Raw genomic sequence first — 20,116 nt, 5'->3', positions numbered from 1 at the left:
AAAAAACGTGCCTGTAATTGTTATAGGCGACAGAAAAATCAGCTCACTGACGCTGCGATGGCCGCGCATGCTGACGCGGCCATCGTCTCGGAAATTAACACTTGATCAGCGGTTTACATCAACCACAACGCGACCGCGGATCTTGCCTTCGAGCAGCTCGGCAGCCGCCGGAATGGCATCAGACAGCGCGATCTCGTGGGTGATGAGATCAAGCTTGCTGACATCGAGGTCACGTGCCAGACGTGCCCACGCTTCGAGGCGATCGACACGCGGGCACATCACGCTGTCGACACCGGCAAGAGTGACGCCGCGCAGGATGAAGGGCGCCACGGTGGCGGGGAAGTCCATGCCCTGGGCGAGACCGCAGGCGGTGACCACACCGCGATAGCGGGTGCTGGCGCAGACGTTGGCCAGGGTGTGGCTGCCGACGGTATCCACCGCACCGGCCCAGCGCTCTTTCGCGAGCGGGCGGCCAGCTGCGGAGAACTGCGCGCGGTCGATGATCTCTGCCGCACCGAGCGACTTCAGGTAATCCGCTTCCTGCGGACGCCCGGTGGAGGCCACCACGGTGTAGCCGAGCTTGGCCAGCAGGGCCACGGCCACGCTGCCCACGCCACCATTGGCGCCGGTCACCAGGATTTCGCCCTTGTCCGGGGTCACGCCGTGGCGCTCAAGCGCCAGCACGCACAGCATCGCGGTATAGCCGGCGGTGCCGATGGCCATCGCCTGCTTCGGCGTAAATGCCGAGGGCAGCGGCACCAGCCACTCGCCCTTGAGCTTCGCCTTCTGCGCCAGCCCGCCCCAGTGCCCTTCACCCACGCCCCAGCCATTGAGCACGACCGCGTCGCCCGCGGCGATGCCTTCATGGCTGCTCGACTCGACGGTGCCGACCAGGTCGATCCCCGGTACCAGCGGAAACTTGCGCACGACCGGACCCTTGCCGGTGATCGCGAGACCGTCCTTGTAGTTCAGCGTGCTGTACTGGACGTTGACGGTCACGTCGCCCTCAGGCAGTTGCGCCTCGTCGATGTCGCTCAGCGTGGCGCGATAGCCGGCGTCGTCCTTCTCGATCAGAATGCCCTTGAACATGTATCTCTCCTCCTGTGGGTGTACTTATGCCCCGCGCGGCAAAGCCGCGAGGAAACCTCGGTAAAAACGATCCAGCGGTTCGGCGTTGCGCACGAGCTTGGCTCTGAGCACCGCACCTTCCCAGCCGATCCAGAAAAACTCGGCAAGCGCCGCCGCATCGGCATCGGGCGCGAGCTGCCCGCACCTCTTCGCCGCCTCGAAGCAGTGCGCGAGACGCTGCTGCCAGTCGCAGAACACCGCTTCGAGCTGGACACGGTAGCTCTCGTTGAGCGCACCCAGCTCCTGCCCCAGGTTGCCGATCAGACAGCCGCGACGAAACTCGAAGCGCGACATGCCCGCCTTGGCGTCCGCCACGAAAGCGGACAGACGCTCAAGCGGCGGCGTGGCTTCGTCCAGCAGCCAGCGATCCAGCTTGCGCGCGAAATAGTTCGCGTATTGCGCGATGACGGCCGCGCCGAACTCTTCCTTGCTGCTGAAGTAGTAATAGAACGAGCCCTTCGGCACCCCGGCACGCTTCAGCACCAGATCGATACCGGTGCTGGCAAAGCCGTGCTCGGTCAGGATCTCGGTGCCGGCGCGCATCAGAACCTCGCGGGTATGGTCGCGCGCGCCCTCCTGGCGTGGGGGGCGACCGCGTCGGCGAGCAACAGTGGCTTCAGTCATGCTTTTTATAATAGACCGGTCACTTATAAAATCAAGAATAATTTTCGAATCGTTTGAGAAAACGCATGCGCATACCCCACCGATGCTGCTACGCTCGCCGCCGCTCAATGCAGAACAACTAACCAGTGCAGAGGAAAATCCATGACCCGACTATTCAGATACGCCCTGCTGACCATGCTGATCGGCCTGCTCACGGGGTGTGCATCGCTGCAATCCACCCGGGCGCCAGACGCAGATCTGTCCCGGATCAAGACCATTCATGTGCAAAAGCTCGAAGGCGAGGATGCGGACATCGACCTGCTCATCGCCAAGCGCCTGACCGCGCTGGGCTATCAGGTCACCACCAGCGCCGCCGCGCGGCCAGATCACGAAGTGGATGCTACGCTGACGTATGTGGATCGCTGGATGTGGGATATCACCATGTATCTGCTGCGGCTCACGATTACGCTGCGTGACGGTCGCGAGGACACAATCCTTGCCGTCGGCGAGTCCTACCGGCCTTCGCTGCAGCGACGCTCACCCGAGGTCATGGTGGAAGAAGTGCTCGACGACATTTTCCAGCGCAAGGCGGAAGCAAAATGAAAAAGCAGCTGATTGTCTCCCTCATGGCTGCCGCAGTCGCGGCAGGCTGTGCCACACCATCCACGATCGAAGGCATGGTGGTTCAACAGGCGCCCGCTACCAGCGCACGCAGCACCGAGGCGGTAAACGTCACGGTGATCGGTGGCAAGGACACCAGCACACTCGGTGCGTCGCAGATCTCCAGCGCCGACTTTGCTGCGGCCCTGAGTCAGTCCGTGATCGCCGCAGGCCTGTTTCCGCGCGCTGGCGACGCTGGCGCAACCGGCTACTCGCTCGAGGCCTTCATCGCCACCCTTTCGCAGCCCATGTTCGGCATGTCCTTCACCGTGGAAATGGAGGTCAGCTACAAGCTGATCGATCGCAGCACCCGCAGCACCGTGTGGGCGCAGTCGATCAAGAGCGCCCACACCGCCACCGCGGGCGACTCCCTGGTTGGCGTTACCCGGCTCAGACTGGCAAACGAAGGCGCAGCACGCAAGAACATCGAAGCCGCCATCGCCGCCATGGGCAAGCTTCCGCTGCGCTGACAATCACCCAGCCATCAGGCGGCCCGCTCCCGCGGGTCGCTAGCGCTTGCCCCAGATGTTCTCCAGCTGGGCATCGCGGCCGCAGCCGCGACGGTAGTAGTTGTAGCGCAGCGGGTTCTTCTTGTAGTAGTCCTGATGGTATTCCTCGGCCGGATAGAAGGCAGAGGCGGCGAGGATCTCGGTATGGATGCGCGACACCTTGCCGCTCTTGAGCAAGGCCTCGCGGCTGGCTTCAGCAACCTTGCGCTCGGCTTCGTTCTGCCAGTAGATGCCGGAGCGATACTGCGAGCCGACATCGCAGAACTGGCGATTCTTCGCAGTCGGGTCGATGGTGCGCCAGAAGTACTCGACCAGTTGCGGGTAGCTGACGCGGGCGGGGTCGTAGATTACACGCACCGCCTCGGTATGACCGGTATTGCCCGCGCTGACCTGCTCATAAGTCGGATTGACCTCCTTGCCGGCGGTATAGCCCGACTCCGCCGAGATCACCCCGGGGAGCTTCTCGAAATCAGCCTCGGTGCACCAGAAACATCCGCCAGCGAAAATCGCCGTTTCTGTTGCCACCCGCCCTGTCCCGGTGGAAACATCTGTGGCAAACGCTGTCGCCGTCACGCCGCCGCCACAAAGGATTGCGGTCAGTGCCAGCGTTGCTGTGCTCCGCTTCATCAGTGTCACTCCTTGCCTGGATTCGTGGGTTCGCTTCATGCAGTTACTTTGGTGGCGCAGGATCTAGGCCTTTGACAGTTTCGGAGGCGTTGTCGTCCGCGCCGACGATCGGCGCTTTCATGAGTGCGTCGAACTCGGCCTGACCGAGATAATCAAGGTCCCAGTGCGAAGTATGGGCGAGCTTCACCTCGTCCTGAAAAATCCGGAATTTGCGCAACTTTGCCGGCAAGTCCATGGCGGCGCTCCTTGATGAAGTAACAAGTATCCGACCGAAATACTCAGGTAATCGTTCCCCAGGCGAATGCTGCACGATCTTGATATCAATCTGCCTCACTTGGTGTCGGTGTTCACATCTTTCATCCTCCGCTGCCGTTAGAGTCATGGCATCAATCACCGGCTCCGATGACGCTGCGATGCCCGCTCCTTTCCGCCTGCTGCTTGCAACTTCACTGCTGCTCTGTGCCACGACCGGCTTTGCCGGTGGCAATGGCGCGAGCAGTGAAGCGCCTGCCTGGACGGATGAGCCACCCGTGCTCGCACGCATGCTGGAAGACGGCTATCGGGCCGAACGCAGTCGGCTGACAGCGCTGGCGGCTGCACGCTACTGCGGCGCCGCTCGCCATGGCAGCATCGAGGCTCAATTCCAGCTGGGGCGCTTGCTGCTGAAGAATCGCAGGCTCGCCGATCAGCCGGATAACGCGGTCAACCTGCTGGCGCTGGCTGCACGCCAGGGACATGAAGGTGCCCAGGCGTTGCTCGCTGCTGGCCGCTCATCCCCCGCCGATATTGGCAATGATTTGCCGGAATGCCTTTTCTCGGATGATGCGGGTTCCATCGCCGACTCGGGCGCGGTTGTGCCCTTCGAGGTCGTGGAGCGCTTCATTGCCTCCCTGTCGGTCGAACGCCGTCGTCATGCGCGCCTGGTCCAGCGCCTGGCGCCGGGCTACGACGTCGATCCGCGGCTGGCACTGGCCATCGTGCGCACCGAATCCAACTTCAATGCGGACGCCCGCTCGCCCAGGAACGCGCAAGGCCTGATGCAGCTGATTCCCGATACGGCCGAGCGCTTCGGCGTGCGCAATATCATGGACCCGGAGCAGAACGTGCGCGGCGGCCTGGCCTACCTGCGCTGGCTGCTGCGGCGTTTCGAGGGCGACGTGCTGATGACGGCGGCCGCGTACAACGCCGGCGAAGGGGCTGTCGAGCGCTATGGCGGCGTGCCGCCCTATGATGAAACTCAGGAATACGTGCGCCGCATCATGGCGTTCTATCGCGCATCGCAGCATGAGCAACCGGTGCTCCGCATCCTTGCGTCGGCCCGTCCTCAGGACAGCTGAAAGCAGGCACGCGCAGCGCTTCATGCTGCCCGCTTAAGCAGGCGGGCGCCGGCTGCGACTTGCATTCCCTTGTTGTGCGGAGGATATTTGCGTCCTCTCCAGTCACATCGACCACCATGCGCATGGATCCGCCCCTGGACAAAGCAGGTGAAGGCCTCTCGGCTCCGCATGCCGCCGCAGCCCGCTGGTTGCCGGCTGCAAACTTCATGCTGGCGGAAGGCATCGACAGCTGCCCGATTCCGATCTTCGTCCTCGATCGCAACCATGTCATTGCGCACTGGAACCGTGCGCTGGCGGCCCTGTCCGGCCTGCCCCCGGAGCGCCAGGTCGGCACCTGCCACCAATGGGAAGCCTTCTATCCCAGCGCACGTCCGACGCTCGCCGACCTTGTACTGGACGGCGCGCTCGAGGACAGGATCAGCCAGTTCTACCACGAGAAATCCCGCCCCTCGCCACTGACACCGGGCGCCTTCGAGGCCGAGGACTTCTTCCCGGCCATCGGCGACGGCGGACGCTGGCTGTTCTTCACTGCAGCACCGCTGCACGACGAGGCGGGCGAAGTCGTCGGCGCGATCGAAACCCTGCAGGACGTTACCGAACAGAAGCGCGCCGAGCAGGCCTTGCGCGACAGCGAGGCGCGCTACCGCCTGCTGAGCATCACCGACGGGCTCACCGGCCTGTACAACGCCCGTCACTTCTTCGCCCGCCTCGAGACGGAGTGCGAGCGGGCCAGCCGCTACCGTCAACCGCTGTCGATGCTGCTGCTCGACGCCGACAACTTCAAGCAGCTGAATGACACCTACGGCCACCTGGAAGGCGACTGCGTGCTGCAGGCGCTGGCAAAGGTCATCACGGACAGCACCCGCAGCGCCGACACCAACTTCCGTTACGGCGGTGAAGAGTTCGCCCTGCTGCTGCCGGGTACCGGGCTGGACGAGGCCGAACAACTCGCCCACCGCCTGTGCGCCGCCTTTGCCAGCACGGCCGTGGTGCTGTCTTCCGGCATCGTGATCCGGTGCACGATCAGCATTGGGGTGTCGCAGTTTCGGCCGGGCGAGAAGCCCGCCGCTTTCATGCACCGTGCGGACCAGGGCATCTATGAAGCCAAGGACAGGGGGCGCAACTGCGTTGTTGCCATCGATGCAGATACGCCGCGCTGAAACAGGGAACGCGAAAGGCTGCGCACATCTTGCATGTCCGGTGCTATGGCCTCACTGAGGCATGGGTGATAAAATGCGGCCTGTTTTTAGGGTTTTTGCCCTGATGCCTGTCAAGGCGCGGCTTTTCGTGCAAGTTTTTTGGCAGGCAGGCGGTCTGAAATGCTGCCTGGGGCCCAAACACGCTTTCAGCGGAACCGCTTCTGAGGCGGTTTTTTTGTGAGCGGAAAACCGTTTCCAACTTTTTGCTTTGCCTCGCGCCAGTCAAAGGATCCAGCATGTCGGTACATCGCGCCCAGAACGCCGCCCAGCGGCCCTCCCGCCTCGCCCTGCCGGTTATCGCCGTCGCTGCAGCCGTGCTGCTCGCAGGCTGTGGCCAGCAGAACACGGTTGATCCGGAACTCACCGCGACGCTCATCCAGCCGGTCGCCAGACTTGAAGTCAAGGTCTCCAAGGTGGCCCCGGGCAGCCGCACCGGCGAGCAGATCTACAAGGCCGTCTGCGCCAGCTGCCACGACTCCGGCGCACTGAACGCCCCCAAGACCGGTGACGCCGGTGCCTGGGCGTCCCGCATCGCACTGGGCTTCGACGGCCTGACCAGTTCGGCCATTGCCGGCAAGAACAGCATGCCCGCACGCGGCGGCGCAAGCGACCTGACCGACACCGAAGTGAAGCGCGCAGTCGCCTACCTGGTGAATCAGGCGGGTGCGAACTTCACCGAGCCGCCGGTCGAGCAGTAATCGGGGCACGGTCCCGGAACGCAAAAAGGGCAGCCGCTGGCTGCCCTTTTTAGTCCACCTGCCGGCCCCGGCCGGCCCGCCGCAGCGTCAGGCGCCGGGCTTGCTGCGCGCTTCGAGCATGGCCATCAGGTTGGCCGCACGGGCGCGCCCTTCCTCGTTCGACACCGGGCCGCTCTTCTTGCGGTCGTTGATACGGATGTCGCCCCCCATCTCGGCAATGAATCGCGAGGGCTCGCATACGCGCACCTCCTTGCCCGCCTTGCGCCGTTCGCACCAGGTGATATTGAGGCTGCGCTGCGCGCGGGTGATGCCGACATACATCAGGCGCCGCTCTTCCTCGACCTTGTCCTCGTCGATGCTGCTCTGGTGCGGCAGGAAACCTTCTTCGACGCCGATCAGGAACACATGCGGGAACTCCAGCCCCTTGGACGCATGCAGGGTGGCGAGCTGCACGCCGTCAAAGTCGGGATCTTCCTTGTCCAGCATCGAAATCAGCGCGATGGTCTGGGTCAGCTCGATCAGGTTCTTGCCGTCCTCCGCGCCCTTGCGCCCGAGCCAGTCGACGAAATCGCGCACGTTGCTCCATTTGGTCTCGGCCTCGCGCGTCGTGCAGTGCTCGAACAGCCAGGCCTCGTAGCGGATCGCGGTGAGGAGGTCCTCGAGCAGCTGCGCCGCCGGCTCACGCGTAGCGCGGTACTGCATGCGATTGATGAAGCCGGCGAACTGCTGCACGCCTTCGAGCTGCTTCGGATTCAGGTGCTGCGCCGCGCCCTCCTCGAACACCGCGGCGAACAGGCTGATGTGACGGTGACCGGCATAGTTGCCCAGCGCTTCGATCGTTGCCGCGCCGACGCCGCGCCTGGGCACGGTAATGGCGCGAATGAAGGCAAGATCATCGTCCTCGTTCATCAGCAGGCGCAGGTAGGAGATCAGGTCGCGGATCTCGGGCTTGTCGAAAAAGCTCTGTCCGCCTGAAATCACGTAGGGGATGTGCTGGTTGCGCAACTGCTGCTCGATGATCCGCGCCTGATGATTGCCGCGGTACAGGATCGCGTAGTCCTTGAAGCGGGTGCGGTTCTCGAACTTGTGCGCGGTGATCTTCATCGCCACGGTCTCGGCTTCACGATCGGGGTCGGGGCAGTTGGTGACCACGATCTGCTCGCCAATGCCGTGCTCGGACCAAAGCCGCTTCTCGAACAGCTTTTCGTTGTTGGCGATCACCGTGTTGGCCGCTTCGAGAATGCGGCGTGACGAGCGGTAGTTCTGCTCGAGCTTGATCACCTTCAGCTTCGGGTAATCGACCTGCAGCAAACGCAGGTTTTCAACGTCGGCACCACGCCAGGCATAAATGGCCTGATCGTCGTCGCCCACCGCGGTAAATGCGCCACGCACGCCCGAGAGCAGGCGCAGCAGGCGGTACTGCGCGCGGTTGGTGTCCTGATACTCGTCCACCAGCAGGTAGCGCAGCCGGTTCTGCCAGCGCTCGCGCACCTCGGGGTTCTCGTCGAACAGCCTCACCGGCAGCGAAATCAGGTCGTCGAAATCGACCGCCTGGTAGGCACGCAGCGTGCGCTCGTACTCCTTGTACAGCAGCGCCGCGGTGGAGGCGATCTCGTTGTCGGCCAGTTGCGCGGCCTCCTCCGGCGTGATCATCGCGTTCTTCCACGACGAGATCTGCCACTGCATCTGCTTGGCGATGCCCTTGTCGTTGTCGCCGGACACGTCGGAGACGATCTGTACCGTGTCCGAAGAATCGAGAATGGAAAACTGCGGCTTGAGCCCGCAATGCACCGCTTCCTGGCGGATGATCCGCACGCCGAGCGCATGAAAGGTACACACCGTGAGACCGCCCGGCACGCGGCCGCCCATCAGGTGGGCGACACGCTCCTGCATCTCCCTGGCCGCCTTGTTGGTAAAGGTGATCGCAGCGATGTTCTTTGCGCTGATCCCGCACTCGTTGATCAGGTGCGCGATCTTCTGCGTGATGACCCGCGTCTTGCCACTGCCCGCACCGGCGAGCACGAGACAGGGACCGTCCAGATAGTGGATGGCTTCACGTTGGGGGGCGTTGAGGAGGGCTGACATCTGAAGGGGACCGGAAAAGCAATGCCGCCCGGACAGGCGGCATTGCGGAAGTGTACCCCAAGCCTTGCTCGCGCGCTGCCGGCGCGATCAGGCAGACGGCTCAGAGTGCGCCGAAGATCTTCTTCGCCAGACCGCCAACCGCACCGACCGGGTCCTTGCGGATCGCACGCTCTTCCTCGGCGATCATCAGGTACAGACCGTCGAGCGCCTTGCGCGTCACATAGTTCTCGATCTGCGCATCCTCACCCTTTACCAGACCGATACCGGCCGCCTGACCCGCCAGCTTGTTGTACTGACCGGACAGCTCGAGCTTGTCGGTGCTCTTCTTGACCGCCGGCAGGAACAGCTTGGTGAGCTGGTCCTGGGTCTTCTCGCGGAAGTAGCTGGTCACCGAATCGTCGCCACCCGTCAGGATGTTCTTGGCGTCGGTGACGCTCATCTGCTTCACCGCGTTGGCCAGCAGCGTCTTCGCCTCGGGTACGGCGGCTTCGGCTGCACGGTTCATCGTGGTCACGAGTTCGTCGAGGTCCTTGCCGCGCCCGGTCATGCGGATCAGCGGCTCGGCCTGGGCCAGCCCGTCGGGCAAGGGAATCTTCACCTTGTCGTTATTGAGAAAGCCGCCGTTACGTCCAAGCAGCTCGACTGCGCGGCTGGCGCCCTGACTCAGGGCCTCTTTCAGGCCACCCGAGGCCTCACTGTCGGTAAACGCGGCCAGTCCGCCGGCCGCCCACACCGGTGCGCTGATGACAAGAAAGGCGAAAACTCTCAGAATGGAACGCATGGCATCCTCCACAAGATCAAGCGATTAGTATGCAGCAGCGGGACGTCGATGCAATTGCGGTTTTCATCCCCGATACCAGGCCCGCTGGGCTGACGCCTCCCGACAGCCCGATGTCTCCCGGCACCCTGACCGGCTCGACAACCCACCTACCGGAACCGCCTGCGGCCGCATTTTTCGCGTGCCGTCATTGATAATTCTGTGCATGCGGGCAAACCAATCGGCCCGGACGCTATCCAACAGGCTGAATCACGCCCATACCAAGCGGACAACATGCTGAAAAAAACCCTTCCGTTGATCATCGCTTTCATCGCCGTCACTGCTGCCCACGCCCAGGAGCGTCGCAACGTGGGCGGCTGCGACATCCGGCGCGGCACCTTGTGCACCAGCCTGAACCTGAACGGTGCGGACCTGGCCGGCGTCAATCTGATGAACTCTCAGTTCACCCGCAGCAGTCTCGCCGGCGCCAACCTGCGCGGTGCCGAGCTGGGCGAAGCCAACTTTTCCTACACCGATCTGCGCGGCACGGATCTGCGCGAGGCGTCGATGTCGCGCATCAACCTCAAAGGGGCGCGGCTGAATGAGGCCAGGCTTGCCGGCGCGGACTTGCATGGCGCAACGTTTCAGAATGCAGACCTGAGCGCCGCCGATCTGTCCGACACCATCCTTACCGGGGCGGACTTCACCAACGCCCGCCTGGGCGGCGCACAGTTGAAGAATGCGGACATGCAGCGCGCCAACCTGCGCGCGGCGAACCTGAAAGGCGCCTCACTTGTCGGCGCCAACCTTCAGGGCGTGAATTTCAACCGGGCATCGCTCGTCGACGCCGATCTGACCGGCGCCAAACTTGGCGGCGCGATCTTTCTCGGCACGCAAACCGAGGGCTGCATCGGCTGCCCCGACTGAGGGCGGGCAGTGCAAGGGAAAACGCTGAGCCTTGCCCGGCGCTTTCCCTGAACACGCCTCAGGCGACGCCGGCGCCGTGCGCCTGCTGATCGGCCCAGTAGCTCGAACGCACCATCGGCCCGCAGGCTGCGTTGCGGAAACCCATCTTCAGCGCCTCGGTTTCGAACATCTTGAACGTGTCAGGATGGACGTAGCGCAGCACCGGCAGGTGACCGCCCGAAGGCTGCAGGTACTGACCGATGGTCAGCATGTCGACGTTGTGCGCACGCAGGTCGCGCAGCACTTCGAGGATTTCGTCGTCGGTTTCACCCAGGCCGACCATCAGGCCGGACTTGGTCAGCACTTCGGGATGACGTGCCTTGAACTGCTTGAGCAGCTCGAGCGAGTAGGCATAGTCGGAGCCGGGACGGGCCTGCTTGTACAGACGCGGCACGGTCTCGAGGTTGTGGTTCATGACGTCGGGCGGCGCCTGGTCGAAGATGTCGAGCGCGATGTCCATGCGCCCGCGGAAGTCGGGCACCAGCACCTCGATGGTGGTCTTGGGCGACGCCTTGCGGGTTTCGGTGATGCACTCGACGAAGTGCTGCGCACCGCCATCACGCAGATCGTCACGGTCGACCGAGGTGATCACCACATAGTTGAGGCGCATCGCGGCAATCGTCTTGGCCAGATCGACCGGCTCGTTGACGTTCAGCGGGTCCGGACGACCATGACCGACGTCGCAGAACGGACAGCGGCGGGTGCAGATGTCGCCCATGATCATGAAGGTGGCCGTGCCCTTGCCGAAACACTCATGAATGTTGGGGCAGGAGGCTTCCTCGCACACGGTGTGCAGCTTGTGCTCGCGCAGCGTGTCCTTGATCTCGTTGAAGCGCTCGGCCTCGACGCCGGCACCGAGCTTGATGCGGATCCACTCGGGCTTCTTCAGGCGCTCGGCGGGCACGATCTTGATCGGGATTCGGGCCGTCTTGTCGGCGCCACGCTGCTTGCGAACGGGGGTTTCCATGGTCTCTGTCTCTATTGTTGGGAATTCATCAAGCGCATTGTGCCCATCAGGGCGCCGCACTCATAGCGGGAGCATCCGCAGCCGGACTCACGGGCGGCGGAAGCAGGCGGTCGAGGTGACCGAGCAGGCGCTCACCCGCACCCGCAACGGTTTCGGCCACGCCGAAATCGCGCAGCTGCACGGTCTTGAGCCCTTCGTAACCACAGGGATTGATCCAGCTGAAGGGCGTGAGATCCATGTCGACGTTGAGGCTCAGGCCATGATAACTGCAGCCGTTGCGCACGCGCAGACCAAGTGCAGCCACCTTGGCACCGTCGATATACACACCCGGCGCACCGTCCTTGCGCACGGCATTCAGACCGTATTCGGCCAGGGTATCGATGATCGCCTGCTCCATCAGTGACACCAGCTCGCGCACCTTGAGCCGGCGCCGGTGCAGGTCGAGCAGCAGATAGACCACCAGCTGGCCGGGCCCGTGATAGGTGATCTGACCGCCGCGGTCGATCTTGACCAGCGGAATGCCGGCGTCGTTGCGCAGCAGATGCTCGGGAAGCCCGGCCTGCCCGAGGGTGTAGACCGGAGGATGCTCAAGCAGCCAGATTTCGTCCGGCGTGCCTTCATTGCGCCCGGCTGTGAACACCCGCATCGCCTCGAGTGCCGGTTCGTACTCGACAAGACCGAGGCGCTTGATGATCACAGCACCACCTTGACCATCGGGTGCGCCGTGAGCTCGCGATACATCGAATCGACCTGCAACTGCGATACCGCACGGAAGGTGCAGGTGATCGCAAGGTAGTTGCCCTTGCTCGAGGGCCGCATCTCCACGGTCGCCACATCGAAATCCGGCGCATGGGTCAGCACGACCTCGGTCACCGCCTGGGCGAAACCATCCACCCGCGCGCCCATGATCTTGATGGGAAAGTCACAGGGAAACTCGAGCAGCGTCTGTCGGGTTTCTTGCTTGTTCTGATCATCCACTGCGCATCACCGTATTCTTGAAGTCCTGATACCACGCATACATCTGCTGCCCCAGCGGACCCGGACGGCCATTGCCGACCGCTTTGTCATCGAGCCGGGTAATCGGCAGCACTTCCTTGGTCGACGAGGTCATCCACAGCTCATCGGCATGACGCACCTCGTCTTCGAGAATTTCACGTACCTCATGCTTCAAACCGTGGCTGACGGCGAGCTCGAGCACCACATCGTAGGTGATGCCGGGCAGCATCAGGTGGCTCTTGGGCGGCGTCAGCACCACGCCGTCCTTGACCATGAAAATGTTCGACGACGACCCTTCGGTCAGGAAACCGTCCCGAAACAGGACGGTTTCGACGCACCCCTGATCGATCGCATGCTGACGAAGCAGACAGTTTGCGAGCAGGGCCACGGTCTTGAGGTCACAGCGCAGCCAGCGGAAATCCGCTGCGCTGACGCAGGCCACGCCTTCTTCGCGCTGATAGTCCGGCGGCGTGATCAGCTGTTCGCTCATCAGGAACACCGTCGGCCGCACCACCTTGGGAAACGCATGATTGCGCTTGTCGTCCGCACCGCGGGAGACCTGCAGATAGACCGACTGGTCCTCCCAGACGTTACGGTCGATCACCTCACGAATGATTGCGGCCCACTCGTCAGGACGATGCGGATTCGGCAGACGGATGGAAGCCAGCGTGCTCTCGAGACGGGCGACATGCTCCTCCAGCCGGAAGGGATGGCGCGAATACACCGGGATGACTTCGTAGGCACCGTCACCGAAGAGAAATCCGCGGTCCATCGGCGACACCCGCGCTTCGTCGAGTGGCTGATAACGTCCGTTCAGATAACACAGGCTCACAACATCCTCCACTACTCCCCGGTCGCTCAGAGGCTCTTGATCCACAGCACCAGTGCGTCCCAGAAGCGGCCAAAGAACCCGGCCACCGGCACGTCCTGCAGCGCTACGACAGGATATTCCCCCAGCACCTTGCCGTCGACACTGAGCTTGAGGGTGCCGATTTCCTGGCCCTTCTGCAGCGGCGCGAGCACCGGCTGCATGCTCTCGAGCGTGGCTTCGACCTTGTCAGCCTGACCCTTGGGCAGCGACAGCACGAAATCGCTGGTGAAGCCGGCCGCCACTTCGTTCTCCTGGCCTTTCCACACGCGGAACTGCGACAGCGCCTGATCGGCGGAATACAGCTTCACCGTGTCGAAGAACTGGAAGCCGAAGTTGAGCAGCTTGAGCGACTCCTGCGCACGCACGGTATCGGACGACGCACCCAGCACCACCGAGATCAGGCGACGCGGGCCACGCAAGGCGGTCGACACCAGGCAGTAGCCGGCGGCGCTGGTGTGGCCGGTCTTCATGCCGTCGACCGTGCCGTCCATCCACAGCAGGCGGTTGCGGTTGGGCTGCTTGATGTTGTTGTAGGTGTACTCCTTCATCGAGTACAGCTCGAAGTACTCCGGGAAGTCGCGAATGATCGCCGACGCCAGCAGCGCGAGGTCGTTCGCGGTGGTGTACAGCGCGGGATCGGGCAGGCCGGTGGAGTTGGTGAAGTTGGTGTTCGTCATGCCGAGGCGCTTGGCTTCGCGATTCATCAGCGCGGCAAACGCCTCTTCACTGCCGGCCATGAGTTCGGACAGGGCCACGCAGGCGTCGTTACCGGACTGCACGATCACGCCGCGAATCAGCTCCTGCACCGTCACCGGCTTGTTGGGCTCGATGAACATCCGCGAGCCTTCCTGGCGCCACGCCTTCTCCGACACGTTCACCGGCTGCTCCGGCGTGATGCTGCCCGACTTGAGCGCGGAGAAGGTGAGGTAGGCGGTCATCAGCTTGGTCAGCGATGCCGGCTCGATACGCATGTCGGGATCATTGGCAGCGAGCACCTGACCGGTGCTGTGGTCCACCAGCACCCAGGCATTGGCCGCCAGCGCCGGCGCAGGAATGGTCTGGGCGGCTGCCACAAGGGAAAACAGCGAAAACAGGAAAGCAACTAAAAAACGCATCGGAAATGACCAGGTAATTGGAAGGACGGGCGACCCGAAATTATAGGACGCTGCCGGAGAGCTGACCAAAACGGACAGTTTTTGTTTCAAGCTCGGCAAAAAATCAGCGCACGACGACGAAAGGCTGCATTTTCAATGCCGCTGCAATGCGGTCAGCTGCCGAGCGGGCCTCGTCGACAGAGGCGTAAGGCCCGGCATGGAGACGGAAACGGCTTCCGTCGGCGAACAGCTCAAGGCGATCTGCAAATGCGCTCATCTGCGCCTCGATGGTGGCACGAAAGCCCTCGGCGTTGTCGAAGGAGGAGAACGCACCCAGTTGCAGGAACACCCCGCTACCGGCGGCAGACAGCTGTTGCACCGGCTCATGCGGTCGCGGCGCTACGACCGCAGGCGTTGCCACCGGCTGCGGCGGCTCGCGGTTGGTCATTGGCGGCACCGGATCGTCACTGGCCACCATCGGCAGTTCGTCGGGAAGAATCTGTTCGACCTCGACTTCGGTACTGCCCTGATTGATGTAACCGAGCTTGTAGGCCGCCGTATAGGACAGATCCATCAGGCGGTCCTTGTGAAAGGGGCCGCGATCGTTGATGCGCACCACGACCGAATTGCCGGTTGCCAGGCTGGTGACGCGCGCATAGCTCGGAATCGGCAGCGTGGGATGCGCAGCGGTCATCGCATACATGTCGTAAGGCTCGCCGCTTGAGGTGGGCTTGCCGTGGAAGCGACGCCCGTACCAGCTTGCCCGCCCGCGCTCGCGATAGGGCGCAAGTGCGGTCAGCGGGACGTAATCCTGGCCAAACACGTTATACGGCCGGTTGGCAAAACGATGCAGCGGTTCGAGTCGTGGCGACGCATCGGGCACCGCCTCGAGGTTCGACGGCGGGTTGTCGTGCGGGCCATCGTCCTTGTAGTAGCCACCGCCGCGACGCCCGGACTTTGCGGACGACGCGGTCTGTCCGGCGTCGGGCGTCTGCGCCTGCGAGCCGGGCGTGCGCACCGGCGTCTGCCCGCAGGCGGACAGCAGAAGGGTCGCCGCCGCCAGCAGCGCCGCAGTGTAATGGCCCCGGCAGGACATGGTCTCGCGCGCTGCCGCGCACGCAAATCGCATGTTGAGGATCATCGGTTCAGCCTTCAAGTCTTGTTCACAAGCCTGCTGCGGTGAACGCTCATCAGGATACCTACACCCAGACTCAGGGTCACCAGCGCAGTTCCCCCGTAACTGATGAATGGCAATGGCACGCCCACCACCGGCAGGATGCCGCTCACCATACCCATGTTTACGAAGGCGTAGGTGAAGAAGATCATGGTCACCGCCCCGGCGAGCAGGCGCGTTCCCAGCGTTGGCGCACGTGCCGCGATCAGGAAACCGCGCGCAAACAGCGCCAGATAGATCACCAGCAGCACGAGCGCACCGAACAGGCCAAACTCTTCGGCAAGCACCGCAAAAATGAAGTCGGTATGGCGCTCGGGCAGGAAGGACAGATGGGTCTGGGTGCCATCCATCCAGCCCTTGCCCATGAGCCCACCGGAACCGATGGCGATGGTGGACTGGATGATGTGGAAACCCTTGCCGAGCGGGTCCTGGGTCGGGTCGAGCAGGGTGCACACACGGTGCTTCTGGTAATCGCGCATCCCCACCCACTCGACACCGGGCTGACACAGGGTGTCGCCAAAGGCCACGATGGAGCCGATGCCGACGATGCCCACCACGGCAACCGGCACGATCAGCTTCCACGTCAGTCCGGCAAAGAAGATCACGTAGAAGCCGGCCGCCGCCACCAGCAGGCTGGTACCGAGGTCGGGCTGCTTGACGATGAGCCCGACCGGAACCGCCAGCAACAGGCCGGCGAAGATGAATTCACGCCAGCCGATGCGGCCCTCGCGCTGCTGGAAGAACCAGGCCAGCATCAGCGGCATCGCGATCTTCATCAGCTCGGAGGGCTGGATGCGGGTGACCCCGATATCGAGCCAGCGCTGGGCGCCTTTCGACACCTCGCCGAACAGGGCCACGCCGACCAGCAGCACCACGCCCGCCAGATAGAGCGGCAGGGCGAGCGACAGCAGGCGCTGGCTCGGCAGCCAGGCCGCAAACCACATCACGCCGACCGCCACCGCCATGTGCGTCATCTGCGAATCGAGGCGCTCGGGCGAGGCGCTCGACATCAGCACGAAGGCGTAGCCGAAGAGCGCCGCGAGAATCAGCATCAGCACCGGATCGATCGGGCGCAGAAAGGCCTGCAGCAGTCGCAGGGGGTGGAAGCGGTTATCGCTCAATCTGCATTCTCCACCGCATCGACATCCTCCGGCGCCGGCTGGTTGGGGCGCTTGCCCAGCAGGTGATAGTCGATCACCTGACGTGCGATCGGTGCCGCCGACTGCGAACCGAAGCCACCGTTCTCGACCAGCACCGCCAGGGCGATCTTCGGCTTGTCGGCAGGCGCGTAGGCGATGAACCAGGAGTGATCGCGCAGGCGCTCGCGGACCCGCCCCTCGACGTACTTCGACCCCTTGAGCGAGTACACCTGTGCAGTGCCGGTCTTGCCGCCCGATTCATAGGGCGCGCCAGCGAAGGCACGCGAGCCGGTGCCAACCTTGTTGACCTCGACCATGGCGCGCCTCACGGCCGCAACATGCTCGGGCTTGAGCGCGATCTCCCGCACCGGTTCGGGCTCCACCACCCGCTTCTCTCCGGTGCGACTGTCGATGACATGGCGTACGAGATGTGGCCGGAACACCTTGCCGCCATTCACCAGCGCCGCCGTCGCATTGGCCATCTGCAGTGGCGTGTAGGCGTTATAGCCCTGCCCGATGCCGACCGAAATCGTGTCGCCACCATACCAGCGCTGCTGCTCCGGCTTGCGGAAGCGCTTGCGCTTCCACGCCGGCGACGGCAATACGCCTTCGGCCTCGCCGGGCAAGTCGAGCTCCGTTCTCGAGCCGAGTCCGAGCTGGGACATGAAGTTCGCAATGCCATCGATGCCGAGGTCGTTGGCCAGCTGATAGTAATAGGTGTTGCACGACACCACGATCGACTTGTGCAGATCCACCGTGCCGTGCCCGCCAATCTTGTCGTCCATGAAGCGGTGACCGGCAAAGTTGAAATAGCCCGGGTCCGCAATCGCCTGGGAGGGCGTGCGCTTGCCTGTCGTCAGGCCGGCCAGCGCCATGAAGGGCTTGAACGTGGAGCCGGGCGGATAGGCGCTGTAAATGGCACGGTTGAGCAGCGGATGGTCGGGCGAATCGTTGAGGCCCTTCCAGTCCTGGGTGGAAATGCCGTCCACGAACAGGTTGGGGTCGAAGCTGGGCGCCGACACCAGGGCCAGTACGCCGCCGGTACTGGGATCGATCGCGACCAGCGCACCGCGACGGTCACCGAACGCCGTCTCCGCGATCTTCTGCAACTCCATGTCGAGGTTGAGCTCAAGGTCGCTCCCGGTCACCGCCGGCGTACTCGAGAGTCGTCGCACCGCCCGCCCGCCGGCATTGACCTCGACCTGCTCGAAACCGGTCGTGCCGTGCAGTTCAGCCTCGTAGGACAGCTCCAGACCGCTCTTGCCGATGTGGTCCGACCCGCGGTAGTTGGCCGCGTCGTCGCGCTCTTCGATACGCTCCAGGTCACGCTGATTGATACGCCCGATGTAACCGACGACATGCGATGCGCTGGCGCCGAGCGGATAGTCGCGGAACAGCCGGGCCTGCACGTCCACGCCGGGGAAGCGGTAGCGCTGGGCGACGAAACGGGCGACCTCCTCGTCACTGAGGCGGTTGCGGATCGGCACGCTCTCGAAGCTGCGGCTTTCTTCCAGCAGCTTGCGAAAGCGCCGGCGATCGCGCGCATCGATGGGAACGACCTGATTGAGCGCCTCGATGGTCTCTTCCAGGCCATTGGTACGTGCCGGCGTGATCTCGAGCGTATAGGCGGCATAGTTGCGCGCCAGCACGACCCCGTTGCGGTCGACGATGGTGCCGCGGTTGGGCACGATCGGCAGCAGCGCGATGCGATTGTCCTCGGCACGGGTATGAAAGTAGTCGAACTTCTGCACCTGCAGGTAGTAGAAGCGCGACGCGAGCAGCAGGAAGCACACCAGCGCGAACACCCCCGCCACCAGCACGCGCCAGCGAAAGCGTGATGAATCCTGCTCGGGAGCATGAAATGAAATCATGTCACCGGGCATCAGATGGGCCGGTTGTCGTCACGGTCGGCAGGCTGGTACTGCGGCAGCAGGAGCAGATACATCAGCGGCCACCACAGCAATACGCCGGTGAAGCTCGACAGAAAATACGACCACCCCGGAAACTCCGCACCGGCAATCAGGCGTACCGCCACCATCAGGGCCTGCGTGAGCAGCAGCATCGGCAGCACATGCAGCGCCTGCTGCAGCGCCGAAAACCACATCAGCCGGCGCGCCAGGCCGTTGGCGAGATAGGCGAGCACCACATAGGCAAGGGCATGCTGCCCCATTGCCGCGCCCTGCCCGATATCGACCAGCAAGCCGAAGAAGAAACCCGCGCCCATGCCGATGCGCAGCGGCTCGCGGATACACCAGAAGGCCAGCACCAGCGCGACCCAGTCCGGCACGCCGGGAAGGCGCCCGGTGGGCACGTAGACCAGGCCGAGTGCAATCAGCAGGCTGAAGTGGATGAACCACAGCCGGACCGGCAACAGGATGCGACTGGAACGATTGGTCGGTTGCATGTCAGGGCGCCGTCACGGGCTGAGCGGGTGGCACGGCGTCGCTATCGACCGGCCGCGGCGGCGGCAGCACCTGACGCCCGAGCACCAGCACCTGGGCGCTGCGTTCGACGCCGGCCAGCGGGCGGCACATGATGCGGGCAAAGGCATCGGATTCGCGGTCAACGGACTCGACCTCGGCCACCGGCAGGCCGGGCACGAAAACGCCGTCCAGCCCCGAGGTCACCAGCGTGTCGCCCGCCTGAATGTCGGCGGTGGCAATCACGAACCTCACTTCGAGCCGTCCCTGCCCGATGCCGAACAGCACCCCGCGCAAGCCATTGCGCAGAACCTGCACCGGAATCGCCTGGTTGCGGTCGGTCAGCAAGGTGACTTCGGACTGGATCGGATACACACGGGTCACCTGACCGAGCACGCCGGCAGCGTCCACGACGGCAAGGCCGGCCTCGACCCCTTGCTGCGCGCCACGGTCGAGAATGACCTTGCGCGCAAACGGGTCCGGTGCGTCGTACAGGATGTCGGCGGCGATGCTGCGCACGCCCACGCGCTGGGACATCTCGAGCAAGCCGCGCAACTGGGCGTTTTCACGCTCGAGCAGTTCGAAGCGCAGCAGACGCTCACCGCTGCCAAGCTGCTTGCGCCTCAGCTCGGCATTTTCGAGCTGCACACGCACCAGGGTCGCAAAATACACCGAGGCGTTGCGCACGAAGTCGGCCGGCGTAGCCGCGGCCATCTGCAAGGGGTAGGTTGCGACGGACAGCCCCTGCCGCAGCACTTCGAGATAACGAAAGCGCAGATCGGCCACCAGGATCATCAGGCACAGCGAGACGAACAGCAGCAGGCGAACCAGCGGTGCCGGTCCACGATTGAAGATAGGGGGCGGTTGATGGCCGGCGAAGGTCATC

At 63.7% G+C, this 20,116-nt stretch carries 22 protein-coding genes; 6 read left to right on the top strand and 16 right to left on the bottom strand.

The window, feature by feature from the left end:
* Positions 1-105: 105 nt before the first annotated feature.
* Both CEW83_RS15320 and CEW83_RS15315 read right to left on the bottom strand, forming a co-directional pair.
* Positions 106-1,089 carry an MDR family oxidoreductase gene (locus CEW83_RS15320; protein WP_108950107.1) on the bottom strand — a complete coding sequence of 328 codons (984 nt, stop codon included), beginning with the start codon at positions 1,087-1,089 and terminating at the stop codon, positions 106-108.
* 24 nt (positions 1,090-1,113) lie between these two features.
* Complete coding sequence (locus CEW83_RS15315) at positions 1,114-1,752, bottom strand: TetR/AcrR family transcriptional regulator (protein ID WP_108950106.1); 639 nt, start codon at positions 1,750-1,752, stop codon at positions 1,114-1,116.
* Positions 1,753-1,893: 141 nt separating this feature from the next.
* Here CEW83_RS15315 and CEW83_RS15310 point away from each other — a divergent pair, with 141 nt between their 5' ends.
* Positions 1,894-2,334 carry a hypothetical protein gene (locus CEW83_RS15310; RefSeq protein WP_159099473.1) on the top strand — a complete coding sequence of 147 codons (441 nt, stop codon included), beginning with the start codon at positions 1,894-1,896 and terminating at the stop codon, positions 2,332-2,334.
* Positions 2,331-2,861 (top strand): hypothetical protein, encoded by a 531-nt coding sequence (locus CEW83_RS15305; protein WP_108950104.1) that lies wholly within the window; start codon positions 2,331-2,333, stop codon positions 2,859-2,861. Before CEW83_RS15310 ends, CEW83_RS15305 begins: the two co-directional genes overlap by 4 nt.
* Before the next feature lie 39 nt (positions 2,862-2,900).
* Here the strand turns inward: CEW83_RS15305 and msrA are convergent, their stop codons facing one another.
* Complete coding sequence (msrA, locus tag CEW83_RS15300) at positions 2,901-3,527, bottom strand: peptide-methionine (S)-S-oxide reductase MsrA (protein WP_108950103.1); 627 nt, start codon at positions 3,525-3,527, stop codon at positions 2,901-2,903.
* A 43-nt stretch (positions 3,528-3,570) separates the two neighbouring features.
* Positions 3,571-3,762: a hypothetical protein gene (locus tag CEW83_RS15295; RefSeq protein WP_108950102.1), complete on the bottom strand. Its 192-nt coding sequence runs from the start codon at positions 3,760-3,762 to the stop codon at positions 3,571-3,573.
* 145 nt (positions 3,763-3,907) lie between these two features.
* Between CEW83_RS15295 and CEW83_RS15290 the strand changes: the two genes are divergently transcribed.
* From CEW83_RS15290 to CEW83_RS15280, 3 genes are all read left to right on the top strand, one after another.
* Positions 3,908-4,864, top strand: coding sequence for a lytic transglycosylase domain-containing protein (locus CEW83_RS15290; protein WP_234418852.1), 957 nt, complete (start codon positions 3,908-3,910; stop codon positions 4,862-4,864).
* A gap of 122 nt (positions 4,865-4,986) precedes the next feature.
* Positions 4,987-6,024, top strand: a complete 1,038-nt coding sequence (locus tag CEW83_RS15285; RefSeq protein ID WP_159099472.1) for a GGDEF domain-containing protein — start codon at positions 4,987-4,989, stop codon at positions 6,022-6,024.
* A gap of 275 nt (positions 6,025-6,299) precedes the next feature.
* Complete coding sequence (locus CEW83_RS15280) at positions 6,300-6,761, top strand: c-type cytochrome (protein WP_108950100.1); 462 nt, start codon at positions 6,300-6,302, stop codon at positions 6,759-6,761.
* 87 nt (positions 6,762-6,848) lie between these two features.
* Here the strand turns inward: CEW83_RS15280 and CEW83_RS15275 are convergent, their stop codons facing one another.
* Both CEW83_RS15275 and CEW83_RS15270 read right to left on the bottom strand, forming a co-directional pair.
* On the bottom strand, positions 6,849-8,846 hold the full coding sequence (locus CEW83_RS15275; protein ID WP_108950099.1) for a UvrD-helicase domain-containing protein: 1,998 nt from the start codon (positions 8,844-8,846) through the stop codon (positions 6,849-6,851).
* A gap of 100 nt (positions 8,847-8,946) precedes the next feature.
* Positions 8,947-9,627, bottom strand: a complete 681-nt coding sequence (locus CEW83_RS15270) for a DUF4197 domain-containing protein (RefSeq protein WP_108950098.1) — start codon at positions 9,625-9,627, stop codon at positions 8,947-8,949.
* 198 nt (positions 9,628-9,825) lie between these two features.
* On the opposite strand from CEW83_RS15270, the gene CEW83_RS15265 reads away from it, so the two are divergent.
* Positions 9,826-10,530 carry a pentapeptide repeat-containing protein gene (locus CEW83_RS15265; RefSeq protein WP_234418851.1) on the top strand — a complete coding sequence of 235 codons (705 nt, stop codon included), beginning with the start codon at positions 9,826-9,828 and terminating at the stop codon, positions 10,528-10,530.
* 58 nt (positions 10,531-10,588) lie between these two features.
* Here CEW83_RS15265 and lipA read toward each other — a convergent pair whose 3' ends face one another.
* The 10 genes from lipA to mreC form a co-directional block, all read right to left on the bottom strand.
* Entirely contained in the window at positions 10,589-11,536 is a 948-nt protein-coding gene (gene lipA / locus CEW83_RS15260) for a lipoyl synthase (protein ID WP_108950096.1), read from the bottom strand.
* A gap of 46 nt (positions 11,537-11,582) precedes the next feature.
* Positions 11,583-12,233 (bottom strand): lipoyl(octanoyl) transferase LipB, encoded by a 651-nt coding sequence (gene lipB, locus CEW83_RS15255; protein ID WP_108950095.1) that lies wholly within the window; start codon positions 12,231-12,233, stop codon positions 11,583-11,585.
* Positions 12,230-12,514, bottom strand: a complete 285-nt coding sequence (locus tag CEW83_RS15250; protein WP_108950094.1) for a YbeD family protein — start codon at positions 12,512-12,514, stop codon at positions 12,230-12,232. The genes lipB and CEW83_RS15250 overlap by 4 nt, the downstream gene beginning before the upstream one ends.
* Positions 12,507-13,364, bottom strand: coding sequence for a D-amino acid aminotransferase (locus CEW83_RS15245; RefSeq protein ID WP_108951457.1), 858 nt, complete (start codon positions 13,362-13,364; stop codon positions 12,507-12,509). Before CEW83_RS15245 ends, CEW83_RS15250 begins: the two co-directional genes overlap by 8 nt.
* A 26-nt stretch (positions 13,365-13,390) precedes the next feature.
* On the bottom strand, positions 13,391-14,518 hold the full coding sequence (locus CEW83_RS15240; protein ID WP_108950093.1) for a D-alanyl-D-alanine carboxypeptidase family protein: 1,128 nt from the start codon (positions 14,516-14,518) through the stop codon (positions 13,391-13,393).
* A gap of 103 nt (positions 14,519-14,621) precedes the next feature.
* Entirely contained in the window at positions 14,622-15,626 is a 1,005-nt protein-coding gene (locus CEW83_RS15235) for a septal ring lytic transglycosylase RlpA family protein (protein WP_234418850.1), read from the bottom strand.
* 23 nt (positions 15,627-15,649) lie between these two features.
* Positions 15,650-16,792, bottom strand: a complete 1,143-nt coding sequence (gene rodA, locus CEW83_RS15230) for a rod shape-determining protein RodA (protein WP_108950092.1) — start codon at positions 16,790-16,792, stop codon at positions 15,650-15,652.
* Positions 16,789-18,681: a penicillin-binding protein 2 gene (gene mrdA / locus CEW83_RS15225; protein ID WP_108951455.1), complete on the bottom strand. Its 1,893-nt coding sequence runs from the start codon at positions 18,679-18,681 to the stop codon at positions 16,789-16,791. The genes rodA and mrdA overlap by 4 nt, the downstream gene beginning before the upstream one ends.
* A gap of 11 nt (positions 18,682-18,692) precedes the next feature.
* Complete coding sequence (gene mreD, locus CEW83_RS15220; protein WP_108950091.1) at positions 18,693-19,214, bottom strand: rod shape-determining protein MreD; 522 nt, start codon at positions 19,212-19,214, stop codon at positions 18,693-18,695.
* 1 nt (position 19,215) lies between these two features.
* Positions 19,216-20,115, bottom strand: a complete 900-nt coding sequence (gene mreC / locus CEW83_RS15215) for a rod shape-determining protein MreC (RefSeq protein WP_108950090.1) — start codon at positions 20,113-20,115, stop codon at positions 19,216-19,218.
* Position 20,116: the final 1 nt, after the last annotated feature.

Origin of the sequence: Parazoarcus communis (assembly GCF_003111645.1) — a bacterium.
Lineage (GTDB): Bacteria > Pseudomonadota > Gammaproteobacteria > Burkholderiales > Rhodocyclaceae > Parazoarcus > Parazoarcus communis_A.
The sequence above is the reverse complement of the archived record's forward strand: the minus strand, read 5'-3'. Positions and strand labels throughout refer to the sequence as shown.